The sequence below is a fragment of the Streptomyces luteoverticillatus genome (assembly GCF_003970715.1).
GTDB classification, from domain to species: Bacteria; Actinomycetota; Actinomycetes; order Streptomycetales; family Streptomycetaceae; genus Streptomyces; species Streptomyces abikoensis.
The window spans coordinates 1,281,267-1,300,203 of sequence record NZ_CP034587.1 but is presented as its reverse complement, the minus strand read 5'-3'; the positions used below and the strand labels follow the sequence as shown (position 1 = coordinate 1,300,203).

17 protein-coding genes are annotated in these 18,937 nt (G+C 73.0%); 7 read left to right on the top strand and 10 right to left on the bottom strand.

The window, feature by feature from the left end:
• Positions 1 to 2,241, top strand: coding sequence for a putative bifunctional diguanylate cyclase/phosphodiesterase (locus EKH77_RS05250; protein ID WP_126913271.1), 2,241 nt, complete (start codon positions 1 to 3; stop codon positions 2,239 to 2,241).
• Between the two features lie 39 nt (positions 2,242 to 2,280).
• On the opposite strand, the gene EKH77_RS05245 is transcribed toward EKH77_RS05250, so the two are convergent.
• From EKH77_RS05245 to EKH77_RS32920, 4 genes are all read right to left on the bottom strand, one after another.
• Positions 2,281 to 2,709: a DUF779 domain-containing protein gene (locus EKH77_RS05245; RefSeq protein ID WP_126913270.1), complete on the bottom strand. Its 429-nt coding sequence runs from the start codon at positions 2,707 to 2,709 to the stop codon at positions 2,281 to 2,283.
• A 142-nt stretch (positions 2,710 to 2,851) separates the two neighbouring features.
• Entirely contained in the window at positions 2,852 to 5,383 is a 2,532-nt protein-coding gene (locus tag EKH77_RS05240; protein WP_126913269.1) for a tetratricopeptide repeat protein, read from the bottom strand.
• Positions 5,384 to 5,512: 129 nt separating this feature from the next.
• Positions 5,513 to 6,262, bottom strand: coding sequence for a class F sortase (locus EKH77_RS05235; protein WP_126913268.1), 750 nt, complete (start codon positions 6,260 to 6,262; stop codon positions 5,513 to 5,515).
• Between the two features lie 19 nt (positions 6,263 to 6,281).
• Positions 6,282 to 6,401, bottom strand: coding sequence for an LPXTG cell wall anchor domain-containing protein (locus tag EKH77_RS32920; protein ID WP_164737749.1), 120 nt, complete (start codon positions 6,399 to 6,401; stop codon positions 6,282 to 6,284).
• Positions 6,402 to 6,437: 36 nt separating this feature from the next.
• Here EKH77_RS32920 and EKH77_RS32915 point away from each other — a divergent pair, with 36 nt between their 5' ends.
• Together EKH77_RS32915 and EKH77_RS05225 are read left to right on the top strand one after the other, a co-directional pair.
• Positions 6,438 to 6,992 carry a hypothetical protein gene (locus EKH77_RS32915; protein ID WP_164737748.1) on the top strand — a complete coding sequence of 185 codons (555 nt, stop codon included), beginning with the start codon at positions 6,438 to 6,440 and terminating at the stop codon, positions 6,990 to 6,992.
• Positions 6,993 to 7,475: 483 nt separating this feature from the next.
• Positions 7,476 to 9,074 carry a phosphodiester glycosidase family protein gene (locus tag EKH77_RS05225; protein ID WP_164737747.1) on the top strand — a complete coding sequence of 533 codons (1,599 nt, stop codon included), beginning with the start codon at positions 7,476 to 7,478 and terminating at the stop codon, positions 9,072 to 9,074.
• Between the two features lie 60 nt (positions 9,075 to 9,134).
• On the opposite strand, the gene EKH77_RS05220 is transcribed toward EKH77_RS05225, so the two are convergent.
• Positions 9,135 to 10,058 carry an alpha/beta fold hydrolase gene (locus tag EKH77_RS05220; protein WP_126913266.1) on the bottom strand — a complete coding sequence of 308 codons (924 nt, stop codon included), beginning with the start codon at positions 10,056 to 10,058 and terminating at the stop codon, positions 9,135 to 9,137.
• 123 nt (positions 10,059 to 10,181) lie between these two features.
• Here EKH77_RS05220 and EKH77_RS05215 point away from each other — a divergent pair, with 123 nt between their 5' ends.
• Positions 10,182 to 10,784, top strand: a complete 603-nt coding sequence (locus EKH77_RS05215) for a TetR/AcrR family transcriptional regulator (protein ID WP_126913265.1) — start codon at positions 10,182 to 10,184, stop codon at positions 10,782 to 10,784.
• A gap of 24 nt (positions 10,785 to 10,808) precedes the next feature.
• Here EKH77_RS05215 and glsA read toward each other — a convergent pair whose 3' ends face one another.
• The 4 genes from glsA to EKH77_RS05195 form a co-directional block, all read right to left on the bottom strand.
• Positions 10,809 to 12,440 (bottom strand): glutaminase A, encoded by a 1,632-nt coding sequence (gene glsA, locus EKH77_RS05210; protein ID WP_126913264.1) that lies wholly within the window; start codon positions 12,438 to 12,440, stop codon positions 10,809 to 10,811.
• A 371-nt stretch (positions 12,441 to 12,811) separates the two neighbouring features.
• On the bottom strand, positions 12,812 to 13,189 hold the full coding sequence (locus EKH77_RS05205; RefSeq protein WP_126913263.1) for an FKBP-type peptidyl-prolyl cis-trans isomerase: 378 nt from the start codon (positions 13,187 to 13,189) through the stop codon (positions 12,812 to 12,814).
• 296 nt (positions 13,190 to 13,485) lie between these two features.
• Positions 13,486 to 15,009, bottom strand: coding sequence for an aldehyde dehydrogenase (gene adh / locus EKH77_RS05200; protein ID WP_126913262.1), 1,524 nt, complete (start codon positions 15,007 to 15,009; stop codon positions 13,486 to 13,488).
• Between the two features lie 80 nt (positions 15,010 to 15,089).
• Positions 15,090 to 16,349 (bottom strand): GAF domain-containing protein, encoded by a 1,260-nt coding sequence (locus EKH77_RS05195; RefSeq protein WP_126913261.1) that lies wholly within the window; start codon positions 16,347 to 16,349, stop codon positions 15,090 to 15,092.
• 201 nt (positions 16,350 to 16,550) lie between these two features.
• On the opposite strand from EKH77_RS05195, the gene EKH77_RS05190 reads away from it, so the two are divergent.
• Complete coding sequence (locus EKH77_RS05190) at positions 16,551 to 16,829, top strand: holin (RefSeq protein WP_164737746.1); 279 nt, start codon at positions 16,551 to 16,553, stop codon at positions 16,827 to 16,829.
• A 304-nt stretch (positions 16,830 to 17,133) separates the two neighbouring features.
• Complete coding sequence (locus EKH77_RS05185) at positions 17,134 to 17,862, top strand: hypothetical protein (RefSeq protein WP_126913259.1); 729 nt, start codon at positions 17,134 to 17,136, stop codon at positions 17,860 to 17,862.
• Positions 17,863 to 18,107: 245 nt separating this feature from the next.
• Here EKH77_RS05185 and EKH77_RS05180 read toward each other — a convergent pair whose 3' ends face one another.
• Complete coding sequence (locus EKH77_RS05180) at positions 18,108 to 18,284, bottom strand: zf-HC2 domain-containing protein (protein WP_126913258.1); 177 nt, start codon at positions 18,282 to 18,284, stop codon at positions 18,108 to 18,110.
• A 49-nt stretch (positions 18,285 to 18,333) separates the two neighbouring features.
• Between EKH77_RS05180 and EKH77_RS05175 the strand changes: the two genes are divergently transcribed.
• Positions 18,334 to 18,921: a sigma-70 family RNA polymerase sigma factor gene (locus tag EKH77_RS05175; RefSeq protein WP_126913257.1), complete on the top strand. Its 588-nt coding sequence runs from the start codon at positions 18,334 to 18,336 to the stop codon at positions 18,919 to 18,921.
• The last annotated feature ends 16 nt before the right edge of the window (positions 18,922 to 18,937 follow it).

Sequence of the window (18,937 nt, the reverse complement as noted above, 5' to 3'; positions counted from 1 at the left end):
ATGCTGCCCGTGAAGCAAACCGCCTCCCCGGTTTCGTACGCCGCGAGGGAACCGGCCATCGGGACCGCCCGCTGCGATCTGCGTGACGACCGGCTGCGGCGGTTCGCCGCCATATGGAGCCGGGCGGTCCACCCGACGCTGTCGGCCCCCGTCTCCCGGGCCGAGTTCGAGCGCCATCTCGTGCCGCTGGCCGCCGTGCTCCGCGACGCCCTCCACGCCCGGCCGTTCGACCCCCGCCCCGCCCACGACGTCGGTGCCGCGCTCGTCGCCGCGCACTGCACCGAGCCCGAGGCGCTGCCCCAGATCCTCGGCGTCATCGACGCCTACCTGGTGCTCTATCTGCCGCCCGGTCACCCCATGCCCGCCGAGGAGAGCCGCGCCCGCTGCTCCCGCCTCCAGCACGCCGTGGCCGCGGGCTTCGCCCAGGCCCTCGCCGAACACGCCCGCGCCGAGGAGGAGGCCGCCACCAAGGCGGCCCGCGCCGCCCTCGCCGAGGCCGAACGGGCCCTCCACACCAGCGAGGCCCGGTTCCGCGCCGTCTTCGAGGACACCTCCGTGGGGGTGGGCATCGCCGACGTCGACGGCCGCATCATCGACGTCAACGGCGCGCTCCAGGGCATGTTCGGCAGCCCCGGCCGCAAGGTCACCGGCCGCAACGTCGGCGAGCTCGTCCACCCCGACGACGCCCCCGAGTTCTGGAGCCTCTACCGCGAGCTCGTGCGCGGCGACCGCGACCACTACCGCGTCGAGAAGCCGTACTACCGCAGCGACGGCAGCGTCGTGTGGACCGACATGTCGGTCACCCTCCTGCGCGACGCCGCCGGCGAACCCCAGTACCAGCTGGCGCTGATGGAGGACATCACCGAGCGCCGCCAGCTCCACGCCCGCCTGCGCTATGAGGCCACCCACGACCCCCTCACCGGCCTGCCCAACCGCACCCTCTTCTTCGAACGCCTCGACCAGGCGCTGGAGACCGGGGCCGGAACCGGGCCCGACGCCGATTCCGTCGAGGAGGGAGCCGGCCGCTTCGGGCTCTGCTACCTCGACCTCGACGGCTTCAAGGCCGTCAACGACAGCCTCGGCCACGCGGTGGGGGACCGGCTGCTCGTCGCCGTCGCCGAACGGCTGCGCGCCTGCGCCACCGGGCCCCGGGAGCTCGTCGCGCGCCTCGGCGGCGACGAGTTCGTCGCCCTGATCACCGGCCCCTCCGCCCCCGGCGAGGCGACCGCGCTGGCCCGGCGGATGCTGGCCGCCCTCGCCGAGCCCGTCCACCTCGACGGCCGCGACCTGTCCGTACGGGCCAGCATCGGCATCGTCGACGGCGCCGCCGGCGAGCTCGGCGCCGCCGAGGTGCTGCGCAGCGCCGACATCACCATGTACCGCGCCAAGGCCGCCGGCGGGAACCGCTACGAGCTCGCCGACGCCGACTCCGACGCCCGCGCCATCGCCCGCCACGGCCTCACCAACCGGCTGCCCGCCGCCCTCGACAACGGCGAGTTCTTCATCGAGTACCAGCCGCTGGTACGGCTCGAGGACGGCACCGTACGGGGCGCGGAAGCGCTCGTCCGCTGGCTCCACCCGGTGCACGGGGTGCTCGGCCCCGACCGCTTCATACCCCTCGCCGAGAGCACCGGCCTCATCGTGCCGCTGGGCCGCTGGGTCCTGGCCGAGGCCGCCCGCCAGGCCCGCTCCTGGCACACCGACGGCCCCGACGGCACCCCCTTCCGCGTCAACGTCAACCTCTCGCCCTCCCAGCTCCGCTACCCCGGCCTCGTCGCCGACACCGTCGCCGTGCTTCAGGACGCCGGCCTCGACCCCTCCGCGCTGTGCCTGGAGGTCACCGAGAACGCCCTCATCGGCGCCGACGAGGAGGAGCTGCGCCCGCTGCGCCAGCTCGCGGACCTCGGCGTCGATATCGCCCTCGACGACTTCGGCACCGGCTACTCCAACCTCTCCTACCTGCGCCGGCTGCCCGTCAGCACGCTCAAGCTCGACCGCTCCTTCACCCGCGGCATGCAGTGCGCCCCCGCCGACCCCGTCGACGTGAAGATCGTCGAAGGCATCGTCTCGCTCGCCCACACCCTCGACCTGTCGGTCACGGTCGAGGGCGTGGAGACCGGCACCCAGGCGGACCACCTGCGGCTGCTGGGCTGCGACACGGCCCAGGGCTGGTACTACGCCCGCCCCGGCCCGCCGGACCGGCTCCACACGCTCTCCCTGGCGGACGCGGCCTCCGTCTGACGGACGGAGGCCGGTACACGGTGACCGGCGGGCGGTGGCTCAGCCGGTCGGGGGTGTGGCGGCGGCGCCGTCGAGGGCGCGTGCCTCCCGGTCCGTCAGCAGCCGGGAGCGGATGAGGAAGCGCACCCCCTCCGGAGCCTCCAGCGAGAAGCCGCTGCCCCGCCCCGGCACCACGTCCACCGTCAGATGGGTGTGGCGCCACCGCTCGAACTGCTCGGCCGACATCCAGAAGCGGACCGGCTCCGCCACCCCGTCGACGGCCAGTTCGGCCAGCAGGACGTCCGAGCCGCCCGTGCGGAACTCACCGCGCGGGTAGCACATCGGCGAACTGCCGTCGCAGCAGCCGCCCGACTGGTGGAACATCAGCGGCCCGTGCCGCTCGCTCAGCCGCCGGACGAGCCCGGCGGCGGCGGGGGTGAGGGCGATCCGCGAGACGCCCTCCCCGTTCCGGTGCCCGTACCCGCTCATGGGTGGCGCCCGTGCTGCCGGCGTAAGTGCGGATTCATGGAATATCCCTCCTCCATGTGCGCCCACGTGCTGAGGAACGACAGCCTGCCCCGAGCCGGGAGCTGATCGCCAGAGGAACGCACGCCGCCGCCCGCCGGCGGCCTCACCCCGGGGCCGAGTACCAGTCGAACTCGTGCCCCATGAGCCGGTAGGGCCCCGCCGGCCGGATGAGCGCCCAGTCGTAGTCGGGCATCACGTCCAGGGACCGCTGGAAGTCCGCCAGCGCCTCCTCGGTGCGCCGCTGGGCGCAGTACACCGCGCCGCGCCGGGCCAGCGCCCAGTCGTTGTCCGGCTGGATGCGCAGGGCGTGGTCGAGATCGCGCAGCGCCTCCTCCAGCCGGCCCTCGCGCCGGAGCACCTCCCCGCGCCCGGCCAGGCACCAGTCGTAGTCGGGGCGCAGCTCGATGGCCCGGGTGAGGTCGGCGAGCGCCTCGTCGTTGCGCTCCATCAGCCGGTACGTCGCACCGCGCACGGCGTGCGCCCACCACGAGTCCGGCTTGAGGCGCAGGGCGTGGCCGCAGTCGGTGAGCGCCAGCTCGTAGTGGCCGGTGAACCGGTGGGCGCAGGCCCGCCCGATGAACAGCCGGGAGTCGTCGGGCCGGTGGCCGAGCGCGCGGGTGAAGGCCGTGAACGCCGCCTCGGGCTGCCGGGTGGCGAGATAGGACCAGCCGCGTTCGGCGTGCGCCCAGTGGAGTTCGGGGTTGATCTCGATGGCCCGCTGGAGGTCGGTCAGCGCGTCGCCGTAGCGCCCCATGAGCCGGTGGGTGGCGCCCCGGCCGGCCAGGGCGGCGGGGTCGCCGGGGTTGAGCTCCAGGGCGCGGGTGAAGTCCGCGCGCGACGCGGCGAGCCGGGACATGGCCCGGTAGAGGACGCCGCGGCCCGTGAAGACGCGCGGGCAGGACGGATCCAGCTGGAGGGCGTCCCGGTAGTCCGCGAGCGCGTCCTCGGCGCGCCCGGCCCTGCGGTGCCGCTCCGCCCGGGCCACGAGCGCCGTGACCCGCTCGGCGGTGTCCAGGCCGGGCTCGCCCAGCAGGACGTCCAGGGCGGGGGTGACGTCGGCGTGCTCGTCCGGCAGGACCGCGAGGAGCCGCTGCCCGAGGCTCCGGGCGGCCTCCAGGTCCGCCGTCTCCCCGGCCTGGGCCAGCATGTCGGCGCACCGCCGGATCCGGGGCGGCTCGGCGGCGCAGGCGTCGACCAGGAAGCGCGTGACCGTACGCGGGGAGATCCGGGGGAAGGCGCACAGGTGGTGGTACCGCTCCTCGACGGCGTACTCCACCCAGCGGTCGTCGGCCCACCGGTCCTCCGGGGCCAGGGCCTCCTCCAGCCGCAGCCGCCACTCCTCGAACGTGCCGGCCAGCGCCCGGTGCCGGTCGTACCAGCGCCGGGGCGAGTGATGGCGCTGCTGACGGAGGAAGGCCGCCCGGATGGGCTCGGTGTACTGGAAGGTGCCGCCCTGGTCGGTGACGAAGGGGCGGGCGCGGAGCCAGTCGAAGTGACCGGCGGCCTCGGGCTCGACGGCGGCCCGGTACACCTCCTCGTCGAACCGGCGGGGCAGGGCGCACGCCGCCGCGGCGGCCCGCCGGACCGGGTCCGCCTCGTCCTTGAGGGCGCGTTCGACCGTGGCGTCGCTGACGTCGGCGATGTGCGGGTCGTCGGGGCCGTTGCGGGCCATCAGGACCAGTTGCCGGGGCAGCCGGCCGGACTCGCGCAGCATCAGGCGGACGCTGTGCTCGTCGCTGATGCCCTTCGCGGCCAGCAGCTGCCGGGCCTCCGCCTCGGTGAAGACGTCGAGCGGCATGTGCTGGACGACGCCGAGCTGATCGCCCCAGCCGGCGTGGTTGAGCGGCTGCTGACCGGCGAGGGCGAGCACGGCGTTGCCGGGGAGCGCCCCGTGGACGTCGCTCAGGAGCAGCTCGCGCAGCCAGTCGTCGAGCACCGGCGCCGTGCGCTCGTAGTCGTCGAAGAACAGCGCCACCCAGGGCCGGCGGTCCGCGACGTCGCGGAGGTCCTTGGTGAAGACGGGCGTGAGCGTGCGCACCGGGGACATCACCAGGTCGACGTCCTCGCGGCTGTGGAAATGGCCGCCGAGCCACTCCCGCAGCCGGTCCGCCGCCTGGGCGACCTCGGTCGCGTCGGCCGCCTCGGCGACGAACCCGAGGCCGGGCACCAGCCCCAGCGACGCCAGCCCGATCCGCGCCGCCACCCGGCTGGAGGCGGAGGGGGAGCCCTCCCGCTCCCGGCCGGGCGCCGGCCGTTCCGCGTGGGCGAGGGCGTCCGCCTCGCGCAGCTTGCGGTGGTAGGTGGTGAGGAGACCGTCGAACTTCCGCAGGGGACAGCCCTGTCGAGCGAGCTCCGCGCCGATGGCCGCCATGGTGTCGACGACGGTGCGGGCCGCGTCGGTGACGTAGGCGGTCAGGGCCTGCTGCGCCCGCGCGCCGCTGATCATCTGCTGGAGCAGGAAGGTCTTGCCGACGCCGCTGACGCCGTGGAGGTGGAAGACGAAACGGTGGGACGGGTCGTCGGCGGGCTGCCGTAAGTTCTCCTGGAAGCAGGCGAGCTCCGCCTGACGGCCGACGAGCCCCGAACGGTGTTGACGGGCGATCAGTTCCTGCAGTGACGTGCCGTGCTCCGGCATCGAACCCCCCGTGCCGTGTGTCGGTACGGGGCCAGTATGCGTGCCGGGACGAACGGTGGCGGACGCAGCGAAGCGCTTCGGACCGGAATCCGAGGCGCGCGGCGAACGGTGCGAGTGGGGCGGTGTGGCCTATGTGTCGGAGGTGCCCTGGCCCTGGCCTTGCGCCTGGCCGTCGGAGGAGCCCTGGGTGTCGGGGGTGACGCGGGGCTCGGGGAGGGTCCGGCCGGTCCCGGTGAGATAGGCGGAGACCACCAGGTTGGCGGTGTACTCGTGCTGGGCGCGGTCGTACTCGCCGCCGCAGGTGATCAGGCGGAGTTCGGCGCGGTTGGTGTCGCGGGGGCCGTAGACCTTGTCGTCGTCCCAGTGGTCCTTGTCGACGACGGTGATGTCGTCGACCGTGAACTCGGCGGTGGAGCCGTCCACCCGGATGACGTTGATCTTCGCGCCGCGCTTGAGGGAGCTCAGCTCGTAGAAGACCGCCGGTGAGGTCTGGGTGTCGACGTGCCCGACGAGCACGGCGGTTCCCGTGCTTCCGGGCGTGGGGCCGCCCTGGTACCAGGAGACGGCGTTGGGCCGCTCGTACGGGGGCGGTTCGACGCCGCCGCGCGGGTCGAGCCCGTGCCCCTCGATCGGGGCCTTCAGCCCCACCGCCTTGATGGCGAGCACGAGGGGGCCCGCCCCCGGCAACGGTTCGTGTGCCGGGGGCAGGCCGCGCGCAGGGGGGCGGCCCTCGGTGGCCACGGCACCGGGCCGGGGGGCCGAGGCTATCGGCTCCTCGACGGTGTCGTGACCCCAGAGCCACAGGGCCAGCAGCAGAGCCACCCAGGCCACCCCGGTCAGCAGGCGGCGGTTCGAACCGCCTGTGCGCGCTTCTGACATGACGCCGGTTCGCTCCCTGTCACCGCTTGGCCGCGTTGGCGCGGCGCCGGTACCAGATCAGCCCACCGGCCATACCCACCGTGGCGCCCGCGAGGGCGAGTGCGGGGCCGTCGACGGACGTGGACTCGGACGCGGCCACCGGCGCCGTGGCGCCGCCGCCCGTGTGGTTGCGGCCGTGCGGACGCTCGTGCTCCCGGCCGTGGTCCTCACGCCCGTGGTCGCGACCGTGCTCGTGGTCGCGCCCGTGGTCCTCGCGTCCGTGGTCACGGCCGTGGTCCTCACGCCCGTGGTCCTCACGGCCGTGGTCACGTCCGTGGTCCTCACGTCCGTGGTCGTGGTCCCGGCCGTGTTCGCGGCCGTGGTCCTCGTGGTCCCGGCCGTGGTCACGCCCGTGGTCCTCCCGACCGTGGTCGTCCCAGTCGCGGTCACGTCCGTGGTCGTGGTCCCGGCCGTGGTCCTCGTGCTCGCGCCCGTGGTCACGTCCGTGGTCTTCCCGACCGTGGTCGTCGTCGCAGTCGTCACGGTCGCGATCGCGGTCGTGACGGCCGTGGCCGCGATCGTGGTCGCCACGGCCGTGGTCGTCGTCGCAGTCCTCGTCATGACCGGTGTGCTGCACGACGCTGCTTTGGGGCGGCTTGACGGGGGTGTTGGAGGAGCCGAGGGCATACGCGGCGGGCGCCGCGCAGACGGCGACTGCCGTCAGGGTGCCGCAGAGAGCGGTACGGATTGACTTCATTGGGTGTACCTCCTTCGTTTCCGAGGTTCACCCCGCACTCCGGACGGAGCATCCGCAGGGTAGTCGTATTGCTCCATTCGGTAAGTAACATGGGCCGGTCGGGGGAGAGCGCCGGGTCCCGCGGCTGAATCCGGGGCCCGCGCGGCGTGGCGGAGGCGCGGGAAGCGCGGGCGGAGGTATGCCGAGGTGTGCCGTCGCGGCCCGGGAATCGCCACCCCGCGCGCCACCCGGTCCCGCGGACCCGGACGATCCGGACCGGGACGCCGCCCCCGACGCCTCCTCGTCCACGTGACGACGTGCTGTCCCCCGTAGGGTGAACCGGCCCAACTCCTCCTGCCCAGCAGCATCTTGTTTCCGCTGCATTACGCCATGCTGAGCTGAGCGTTCTCGTGGGCGACACGCTGCGCGGCCACACTGCGGCGACAGCCCACGCCATGAACTCGGCGCCATGACACAGAGAGGGCAGGGAGGAAAGTGGTGAAGATCAGACGCACGCACCGGTCGGTGCTCACCGCCGGCCTGGCCGCACTGACACTCGTTCTGCCCGCCACGGGCCTGCAGACCAGGGCCCAGGCGGCCGCCCGACCCGCCGTTCAACCCGCCGCACAGCGACTCCCGTTGGGGGACGCGAACCTTCCCGAGACCCGCACCACCACCCAGGTGGCCCCGGGCGTGACCTGGACCAGGATCAAGCGCGGCCGCCCCGACGCCCGTGACCACTGGACCGTCGAGGTCGCGCTGCTGAAGGACGAGAGCGCGGCGCGCTCCCTGGCCGACCGGCTGGACGACGCCGGCTTCGACCCCGCCGTCAGCCGCGTGGACGAGCGCCCCCAGGACCTGCCCTCGAACCAGCCGTGGGGCTGGCGCGTACGGGTCGGCGAGCTCGCCGACCAGGAGGCCGCCGCCCGGCTGGTGAAGGACCTGCGCGCGGCGGGCTTCAAGCCCACGCACACCTACTTCACGGGGGAGGACGGCACCGGCCGCACCGGCCCCTGGGTCGTCGACGTGCTGCGGGTCTCCGCCGCGCAGCGGCAGCGGGTCCAGGTCCGGCAGGCCCAGGACCGGGTGCCGGGCGGCGAGACGCTGGCCGACATGGTCAAGCACATGGGCGGCATCGCCGGCATCAACGGCAGCTACGGCTCGGACGAGGAGGACGGCACCTTCGGCGACGTCGCCGGCCTGTCGGTCGTCGGCGGCAAGCTCGTGAGCGAGGCGGTACAGGGGACCAGCGCCCTCGTCCTGCCCTCCGACCGGCGCGCACGCCCCTCCGTCCAGCAGCTGAGCACCAACCTGCGCCTGCGCTCCGCCGACGGCGCCCAGCGCGAACTCGACGGGCTGAACCGCTCCCCGGGCAAGATCCGCAACTGCGGCGGCACCGGGGGCGACCTCCCCACCGAGCGGCCCCGCCACGACGTCCTGTGCACCGACGACTCCGAGGTCATCCAGTACACCGACTTCTTCTACGGGCCCACGCACGCCGGTGACGGCGTCGCGGTCGTCATCGACAAGAACGGCAAGGTGCTGGAGGTGCGCGACCGGCGCGGCGGCACGTTCCCGTCCGGCACGACGCTGCTGGCCGGCACGGGCGACGGCGCCGACTGGCTGCGCGCCCACGCCCGCAAGGGCCAGGTGGTGAACGTGACGGCCACCGTCCTCGACCGTGGCGGCCGGCTCCTGACGGACACCGCCGGGCGCGCCATGGACGTCGCCTCGGGCGGCCCGCAACTGCTCCGGAACGGCCGCGTCGACATCCCCGCGGACGCCGAGGGCTTCAACTACCCCGACGACCCGGGCTTCTTCGACTACTTCGCCACCCATCGGCACCCACGCAGCCTCGCCGGCGTCACGGACGACGGCTCACTGCTGTTCGTCGCCGTCGACGGCCGCCGCCCGGGCTACAGTTCGGGCCTGACCTTCCGGGAGAGCGCGGCCGTCATGCGCTCCCTCGGCGCGGTGAACGCCCTCAACCTCGACGGGGGCGGATCCACCACGATGGTGGTCGGCGGCCGGCTCATCAACCGGCCCTCCGACAGCACGGGCCCGCGGCTGATGGAGAACGCGCTGATCATTCACTGACGGCGGCCGGGTGGTGAGAGTGGTCCTGACGGGCGCGTTCCGTCAGGACCACTTGTGGCGTCAGTGGGCAACCGCTTGTTCGGCGGAATCCATGAAACGCAGCATCCGGCGGTTGATCTCGTCGGCGTGGTCGATCTGGGGCCCGTGGCCGGTGTCCGAGATGATCTCGGCGCGGGCCCCCGGTATCAGGCGGGGAACGCGCTCCACCTGCCGCTTGGGGTGCACGAGGAGGCTCCGCTTACCGAGCACCAGATAGAGGGCGGTGCGGATGGTGCCCAACTCCTTCTCGGACAGGGGCAGCGGAGCCGGGCGGCGGATGCGGTAGGCGCGGACGCCCGCCCTGACCATCGCGCGCAGCTCCGGCTCGATGAGCACGGGCTGCTCCAGCCAGCGCGCCAGCCGGGGGCGCAGCGCCTTGGGCGCGAAGGTCGCGAAGAGACTGATGAAGATCCAGACGAAGAAGCGCAGCCCCACCTTCTCCAGCCCGCCGGGATCGAGCAGGGTGACGGAGGCGAGCCGGCCGGGCCCGCGGTGCGCCTGGTTGAGGGCGAGCCATCCGCCGTATGAGGAGCCGACGAGGTGGACGCGGTCGAGGCCGAGCCCGGCGAGCGTCTCGTCCAGCCAGCGCGCGGCGTCCTCGGGCCGGTGGAGGGGCTCGCGATGCAGGCTGCGTCCGGCGTCGCCCGGCGTGTCGATGGCGTAGACGGGCCGTTCGGCGCTGAGCGCGGGCGTGTTCGGGTACCACATCGCGGAGCAGCTGCCGGCGCCGTGCACGAGGACGACCGGGGTACGGGAGGCGCCTGCCGGGTCGTCGGGCCCGTAGCGGTAGACGTGCGTCGTCCCGAAGGAGGTCTCCACGTCCGTCTCCGCGACGGCCTTCGCCCCCAGGGCGAAGACGGCGTCGCACGCGGCGAAGTAGCGCTCGCGCAGGGCGTCGTTGACGTAGCGGCCGACGTCGGGGCGGGTACGGGTGGTCTGGGGCACGGGTGGCCTCCTCGGAAACGATCACCTGGTTCGTGATACGACCGTACCACCAAATTGATACGGCGGTACCATAAAGAGATCGTGGTCACCGAGGACCCTGTAACCGAAGAGCGGAGCCGAACGATGCCGAAGCGCGTGGACCACGCGGAACGGCGCACCGAGATCGCCGAGGCGCTCCTCCGCGTGGCCGGCCGGCGTGGGCTGCACGCCGTGCGGATGCGGGACGTGGCGGCGGAGGCGGGTGTGTCGCTGAGGCTGGTGCAGTACTACTTCGAGACGAAGGAGAAGCTGCTCCTCTACGGGCTGGAGCACCTGACCGAACGATTCGGCGAACGGGTGGCCGCCCGCCTCCGGGCGGCCGGCGACACCCCGGGCCCGCGCGCGGTGATCGAGGCGATCCTGCTGGCCGCCCTCCCCACCGACGAGGCGGGCCGCACCTTCCACCTCGTCTACACCTCGTACGCCGTCCTGGCCGTAACCGACGAGGCCCTGGCCGCCCAGCCCTTCATCCGCAGCCCGGAAGCGGCCGAGGACCAACTGACGGAACTCCTCCGCCAGGCCCGGGAAGCGGACCTCACCCACCCGGGAGCGGACCCCCGCCTGGACGCGATCGCCCTCCTGGCCCTGTCGGCGGGACTGGGCACGAGCGTCCTCGTCGGCCACCGCACCCCGGAGTCGGCGGCGGCGGTCCTGGAACGGCAACTGGACCGGATCTTCGTGGCGTGAGAAATCCGTGACGTGGCCGTACCCTCAAGGCGCCGGTCTCCGGGGCGTGCCGGCGACTTCGGCCAGGAGCCGGGCCAGGTCGCGGTGCCCGGACCGGTTGGCGTCGTCCAGGGGAGTGCCGCCCCAGCGGTCCACGGGCCGGGGGTCGACGCCTTTGGCGAGGAGGTATTCCACGAGGCCGCGGTGTCCTTCGGCCGCGGCCAGGTGCAGGGCGGTGCGTCCGTCGTAGTCGGCGGCGTCGAGGGGGACGTTGCAGGCGGCCAGGCGGCGGATCTCGTTGACGTCGCCCCGGCTGGCGGCGAAGCACAGGCCCACGATGCCTTCGGTGGCGCTCTGGTGGCGCTTGAGACGGGGGTCGCGTTTGCCGGTCTCGGCGCCGGTACCGGTGAGCAGGTCGTAGGTGTGGACGTTGTAGCAGTCGACGAGCCGGCGGCAGACCTCGGTCCCGCGCACCGAGTTGCCGTGACCGTCCAGCCGGGGGGACCAGATGGCGATGCCCATCAGCTGGGGGACGACCAGCATCAGCGCGCCCGATACGCCGCTCTTGGCCGGCAGGCCGATGGTGAAGGCGAACTCGCCGGAGAAGTCGTACATCCCGCACGAGGACATCAGCGACAGGCAGTGACGCACGGTCTGGGAGGAGAACACCGGGTCCTCCGTCAGCGGGCACACTCCGGCGTTGGCCAGGGACGCCGCCGCGACGGCGAGTTGCCGCGCGTCGACCTCGATCGAGCAGCACTGGATGTAGAACTCCAGCGTGGCCAGCAGATCGGTGCCGGGCGGGAAGGCGCCGCGTTCGCGCATCGAGTAGCCGAGGGCGAAGTTGCGGTCGGCGGTGTTGCGTTCGGACAGGTAGACGGAGTTGTTGAATCCGACGCTCCGGCCGCCGGCGAGGCGTTTCCAGGTCTCGGCGACGAAGTCGAAACGGTCCGCGGCGTCCAGGCCGCGCTGGATGAGCGCGCAGCTCATGATGGCACCGGCGTTTATCATCGGGTTGTGCGGCAGCCCCGCCTTGTTGAAGGTCAGCTCGTTGAAGCCCTGGCCGCTGGGTTCCCTGCCCACGTGACGGTGGACGGTGTCGGGGCCGTGCTCCTCCAGGGTGAGGCAGTAGCCGACGGTCTTGGACACCGATTGAAGGCAGAAGTTCACGTCCGCGTCGCCGATGGAGAAGCGCTGTCCGTCCACCGTGCACACCGAGATCGCGAACTGGTCCGGGTCCACGCGGGCGAGCTGGGGGATGTACGAGGCGACGGCGCCGCTCCGGTCGGCGCGGACCTCCTCGTGGATGCGCCGGAGGTCGGCCACCAGCGCCGGGAAGTCGGGCACCGCGAGTCTTCCACAGGCGGCCCGTTCGATGATGCCCCGGTTGTGCCGGGTCGCGGCGGTGAACTCCTCCGCGGTCAGCAGGAGCGGCCCGGCCACCGGAGGCGCGGGCCGGACGCGGTCCAGGTGGGCGACGGTCTCGGCGATCCTGGGGTCGTCACGCAGGATGCCCGCCTCGTGCAGCACCTCCAGTAACCGGTCGGGAGAGAGCCGGCCCGAGGCGTCCTGCGCGAAGCAGGCGAAGACGTCCGCGCGTGATTCCCCGCCGTGGCCGACGGTGCTCGGCGCACGGGAGCGGGTCGCGGTACGCTTCCCGTCTTTCGCAGCAGGCATGGCATCCCTCCGGCCCCGGACATCTCCACCGCACCGACGATTCCCGGCCGCCAGAGGCGAAAACCAGCCAGTTCGCGGCCCGTGCCCCCAGGCCGGTGGTGCGGTTGCGCAGACCGGTGCGTGCTTCGTCCCGCGCGCCGCACGCCCCGTGGCTGTTCGTCGGGGTCGATGGGGTGGTCCGCGCTGGGGTCGTCGCCCGCCGGGTGAAACGGGGGTTCTGGTCCGTGACCAGGTCCGGAGGAGCCGGGAGTTACGAGGTAGACCGGGCCCTGCTCCGAGCGGGTCGAGCGGAGGGCGCCCGACGGACAAAAGCATCCGTAGCCATGGAGGGAGGCCGGCCTGGCGCGATGACGGACACAGGCAGGACTTCCTCAGGCTACGGAGAGCAGGTCCACCACGAAGACGAGCGTGGAACCCGCCGGGATCAACCGCGAGGGGGATTGCTTGCCGTAGCCGAGGCGCGGAGGGACGGTGATCTCCCGTCGACCGCCGACCTTCATCCCCCTGAGTCCTCGGTCCAGGCCCTTGATGGCCCTGCCGCCACCCACGGCGAACTTGAATGGCTCGCCCCGGTCCCAGGAGGCGTCGAACTCCTTTCCGGACTCGAAGGTGACCCCGACGTAGTGAATCCGGACGACCCTGCCCGGCTGCGCCTCAGGCCCGCCCCCGACGACGAGGTCCCGGATTGTCAGCTCCTGGGGAGCATCACCCCCCGGAAGCTCGATCTCGGGCTTCGTCAGTTCACTCATCGCAGCCTCATTACTCTCCGCCGGAATCCCTCGCAGACCAGCCGGGCGCAGGTCGCTCCACGCAATAGATGATCACGCTACCGAGAACGCTGATCGACTGGGGTACATCAAACCCCACGAAGCACGGCGCGGCGTGACCGGGCGCGCTTCGTTCACGAGCCGGAGCGCCCGTGCCGCTTGCGAATCGGGCGCTGTCCTCCCCCGTTGACGACAGCGTGGCGGGTCTCCAACAAGCGGAGCGAGCCCCCCGCACACACCGAGGCGGGAGAGGGAGCCGATGTGGCTTCCGCAGCCGCTCAGAAGAAGCCGAGCTTCTTCGGCGAGTACGAGACGAGCAGATTTTTGGTCTGCTGGTAGTGGTCCAGCATCATCCGGTGCCCCTCCCTCCCTATGCCCGACTGCTTGTAGCCGCCGAAGGCGGCGTGGGCTGGGTAGGTGTGGTAGCAGTTGGTCCAGACGCGGCCGGCTTGGATGGTGCGGCCGGCGCGGTAGGCAGTGGTGCCGTTGCGGGTCCAGACGCCGGCGCCGAGGCCGTAGAGGGTGTCGTTGGCCAGGGACATGGCGTCGTCGAAGTCGGTGAAGGACGTGACGGCGACGACCGGGCCGAAGATCTCTTCCTGGAAGACGCGCATGCGGTTGTGGCCCTCGAGGATGGTGGGCTGGACGTAGTAGCCGCCCGCGAGTTCGCCGCCCAGGTCGGCTCGGGTGCCGCCCGTGAGGATGCGGGCGCCTTCCTGCTTGCCGATGTCGAGGTAGGAGAGGATCTTCTCGAGCTGGTCGTTGGAGGCCTGGGCGCCGATCATGGTGTCGGTGTCCAGGGGGTGGCCCGGGACGATGGCCTCGGTGCGGGCCCTGGCCGCTTCCAGAAACGTGGCGTAGTGGCCGCGCTGGATGAGGGCGCGGGAGGGGCAGGTACAGACCTCGCCCTGGTTGAGGGCGAACATCGTGAAGCCTTCGAGGGCCTTGTCGAGGAAGTCGTCGTCCGCGGCGGAGACGTCGTCGAAGAAGATGTTCGGGCTCTTGCCGCCCAGTTCGAGGGTGACCGGCTTCAGGTTCTCCGAGGCGTACTGCATGATCAGGCGGCCTGTTGTCGTTTCGCCGGTGAAGGCGATCTTGGCGACCCTGGGGCTGGAGGCCAGGGGTTTGCCTGCCTCTACGCCGAAGCCGTTGACTATGTTGACCACCCCCGGCGGGAGCAGGTCCGCCACCAGGTCCAGCCAGACGTGGATCGAGGCCGGGGTCTGCTCCGCCGGCTTGAGGACGACCGCGTTGCCCGCCGCCAGGGCCGGGGCCAGCTTCCAGGCGGCCATCAGGAGGGGGAAGTTCCACGGGATGATCTGGGCGACCACGCCCAGCGGCTCGTGGAAGTGGTAGGCGACGGAGTCCTCGTCGAGTTCGGAGAGGCTGCCCTCCTGGGCCCGTATCGCGCCCGCGAAGTAGCGGAAGTGGTCGATCGCCAGGGGGATGTCGGCGGCCAGGGCTTCCCGGACCGGCTTGCCGTTGTCCCAGGTCTCCGCGACGGCCAGGAGTTCGAGGTTCCGCTCCATGCGGTCCGCTATGCGGTTCAGGACGAGGGCGCGTTCCGCGGGGGAGGTGCGGCCCCACGCCGGGGCCGCCGCGTGGGCGGCGTCCAGGGCGCGTTCGACGTCCTCGGCCGTGCCCCGCGCGATCTCCGTGAACGGGCGGCCGTCGACCGGGGACGGGTTCTCGAAGTACCCGCCCTGCTTGGGCGGTACGTACTCGCCGCCGATCCAGTGGTCGTACCGCGCGCGGTACGTGACGATCGCGTCCGGGGAGCCGGGGGTGGCGTAGCGGGTCATGGCGGCCCTTCGGGTGGGTGGGGTTCGGGGCTGTGCGGGGCGGGCGTCCGATGGCGGTCCGACGTGCGCGTCACGCGACGCTAGTCCCCGCCACGTTGCGCGAACGTTGCCCGCAGTCGTCCCGCCCGCGCCGCCACCCGGCCGCGGTGCCTCGCGTCCTCGGGGAGCGTGGTGAGCAGGCGCTCCCACACCTCCAGGTCCTCCTCGCCCCACGGGCTGTCCGCCCACAGTTGGAGCGCCCCCGCGTCGTCGCCCACCAGGATCGCCCTGCGCAGCCGGTCCTCCAGGAGCCGGCGCATCCGGCGTATGCCTGGTGCCTCCGACTGGGGGAGCAGCGGGCCGGCGTAGGTTCGCAGCGCGCCGCACAGGTCGCCTGCCGCCAGTTCGCGTTCCACGTCCGCCGCGTCCGTCTGCACGGGGACGCTCAGCCGGTACGGGCGCGAGTGCAGCAACCCGCCCACCAGCCGCCGCAGCCGGGAGAGTTCCGCCCGGAGGGTCACCGGTGGCACCGGGCGTTCCCCGTAGAGGGCGAGGGACAGCTGGTCGCCCGTCATGCCCGCCGGGTTGGCCGCCAGCAACGTCAGGATCTCGCTGTGGCGTCTGCTCAGGCGTAATCGGTGTCCGTTCGTTGTCAGTAGTGCTTCGTCCCGGCCCAGGGCGGACAGCGTGGGGTGGCCCGTGGCGGGGTCGGTCGTCAGGTGTGCCTCGGCCGCGCGGGCCGTCGCCTGGACCAGGGCCAGGCTGTGCGGGCCGGCCAGATGGTCGCCGCCGGTGATGTCCACCGCGCCCAGCAGCCGTCCGGTGACCGGGTCGTGGATGGGGGCCGCCGCGCACGTCCACGGCTGGACCAGGCGGTTGTAGTGCTCGGTGGCGAAGATCTGCACGGCGTGGTCCAGGGCGAGGGCCGTGCCCGGGGCGTTGGTGCCGGCGTGCCGCTCGTCCCAGCGGGCCCCCGGGACGAAGTTCATCCGCTCGGCGCCCCTCCGCACCCCCGCGTGTCCCTCCACCCACAGCATCCGGCCCGCCGCGTCGCAGACCGCGAGGAGGTGGGCGCCGTCGTCCGCGATGGTGCCGAGCAGTTCGCGCAGGAGCGGCATCACCCGCGCCAGCGGGTGCGTACGCCGGTAACGGTCCAGCTCGTCGTCGGTCAGCTCCACCGGAGCCATGAACTCCGGCCCGGGCAGCACGGCCGCCGAGCGCCGCCACGACTCCGCGACGACCGCGCGGACCCGGGGGCTCACCACCCCGTCCGAGACGAACGCCGAGTGTGCCCCGCCCATCGTCCGGCTCCGCTCGGCGGGGTCGGCGCCGGACGCCATCGCCAGCCAGGGGTTGACCACGTGGACCCTCCCGGAGGTCGGCCGCCTCCGTGACCATACCGCCGGGCGGTGGCGATACAAGCGGGGAGAGGGCTGCCCGCGTCGGTCGGTGGGTAGGACACGGACAGCGGAGAGTTGCGGTGGACACGTCACAACGGTGACGCTGCTGCCACCAGTCACGACCTCCGCACGCACATCAGAGACTCCCGAAACGGAAACACAGTGAACCGTAAGGTACTTCTCGACATAGCCGAGCGAACCCTCGCCGCCTACGTGACCACCTTCCTCGGCATCATCATCGCCGACGGGTTCGACCTCACCAGCATCTCCGCGCTCAAGGCCGCGGCCGTCGCCGCGCTCCCCGCCGCGCTCTCCGTGATCAAGGGCGCGATCGGCAGCCGTTTCGGGGACAAGAGCAGCGCCGCCTGGCTGCCCGAGCGTGACAAGGCGGGCGGCGGGACGGGCGGCGGAGCGGCCGCCGGTCCTGCCGGCGGCCGCTAGCGCTCCTCGCCGCGCTCCCGCGGAAGCCGGCATTTCACACGGGGTGTGCGCGGCGCACCCGCGCCCACCCCCTCGCACACGCTCCCGCCCGAGCCGCCCGCGCGGTTGACTCGAGAACGCGAGTCCCACTGGCGCGACGGGACCGGTGCCGCCGGTCATTCCCCCCGAGCCTGGCGGCCCGCCGCCCCGTACCGCCGGGCGGACGGTACGGGGCGGAGCCATGCGCCCGGGCGAGGGGTCGTGCGGGCGTCAGCGCGCCCCCCGCTATCGGCCCGCGCCGGGCGGGTGCAACGATGTCTCCGTCATGAGAGCAGGGCAGCAGCAGACCGGACAGGTCCCGCGCGCGCTGCGAGCCGGTGTGTTCGCAGCGGTCTGTGTGCTGCTCGCGGCCCTGGGCCACGCCGTGATGTCCGGCACCACCGTCCCGTGGTGGGCGATAGCCGTCGCCTTCACGACGACGGGCGGCTGCGCCTGGTTCCTGGCCGGCCGCGAACGCGGCCCCCTGCTGATCACGCTCGCCACGGTGGGCGCGCAGACCGGGCTGCACTCCTTCTTCACCGTCGCCCAGAGCGTCGCCGCTCGCGCGGTGGACGCGGGAACGGCTGCGGGAACGGCTGTGTCGTCGTCCGCGTCCGATCTCGTCTGCGGTGGTTCCACCGCCTCCGCGTCCATGCCCATGCCGATGCCCATGGCTCATGGGGGCATGCCCTCCATGAGCCATGGCATGGACGGCATGGGTGGCATGCACGCCGGTCACGGTGCTCTCGGCATGTGGTCCGCCCACGTGCTCGTCGCCCTCATCTGCGGCATCTGGCTCGCCGGCGGCGAGCAGGCCGCCTTCCGGCTCGGCCGGACCATCGCCGCGCGGCTGCGCGGCCCCTTCGTCCTCCTTTTCCACGACGTACCGGCGCGGCCCCGGCCGCCCCGCGTGCGGGCCGGTTTCGGACGCGCCGCGCAGCGGCTGCGCCAACTGCTCTACGCCCACGTCCTCGCCACGCGCGGTCCGCCCGGACCCCTCGTCGCCGTCGCCTGAGCCCTTCCGGGCCCGCGACCGCGACCTACCGGGCCGAATCACCTCACCGGGCCCCGCCGCCGTTCGCGGGCCACGCCACGCCGTACGGCCGGGCGCCCGGATTCCAGGAAGGACCCAGGGCGATGACCCCTGCCCTCACACCGGCGGTCCGCTCGTACGGGACGCTGCCGGCCGGGACGCACCCGGCCGGGGCGCTCCCGTTCGGGACGCACCCGGCCGGGACGTACCTGTTCGGGACGTACCCGTCACACGAGCCCCAGACGCGCCGTGAGCACCTTGAGCCGGTGCACCCGTTCCTCCCAGTCGCGGCACTCGGCACAGCTCCGAAGGTGCGCGTCGAGCGCCGCGCCGGACACCTCCGGCGGCGGTTCCTCGCCGTCGGCGCGGGCGGATATGGCGGTACGGACGTCAACGCAGTGCACCCCGCCATCGTCCCCGGCACCGGGCCGGCCGCGAGCACCGGGGGCCGCCGTGCGTGACGACGAGTCCGTGACCGCCTGGGCGCTGGCGGCGCGCGGCGGCGACGCCGACGCGGTGGAACGATTCATCCGCGCCACTCAGACCGACGTCCGCCGGTACGTGGCGCGGCTCAGCAACGACCCGCAGGGCGCCGACGACCTCGTACAGGAGACGTTCCTGCGCGCCCTGCGCTCGCTGCCGCGCTTCGAGGGCCGCTCGTCGGCCCGCACCTGGCTGCTCTCCATCGCCCGCCGCACGGTCGTGGACCGGCTCCGCTTCCAGGCGGCGCGGCCCCGGCTGTCGGACACGGACGACTGGCAGTCGGCGGCGGAGCGCACCCAGTCCCCGGCGCTGCCCGGCTTCGACGAGGGCGTCGCCCTCTCGCAGCTCCTCGACCGGCTGCCGTGCGAGCGCCGCGAGGCGTTCGTCCTGACGCAGCTGCTCGGCCTGCCGTACGCGGAGGCCGCGGTCGTCGCGGGCTGCCCGGTCGGTACGGTCCGCTCGCGGGTGGCGCGGGCGCGCGAGGCGCTGATCGTGCAGTTGGACGCGGCCGAGCGGGGGGCGACGACGGCGGTACGGGTGCCGGCGCTCGCCGGGTGATCGAGTGATGGAGTAG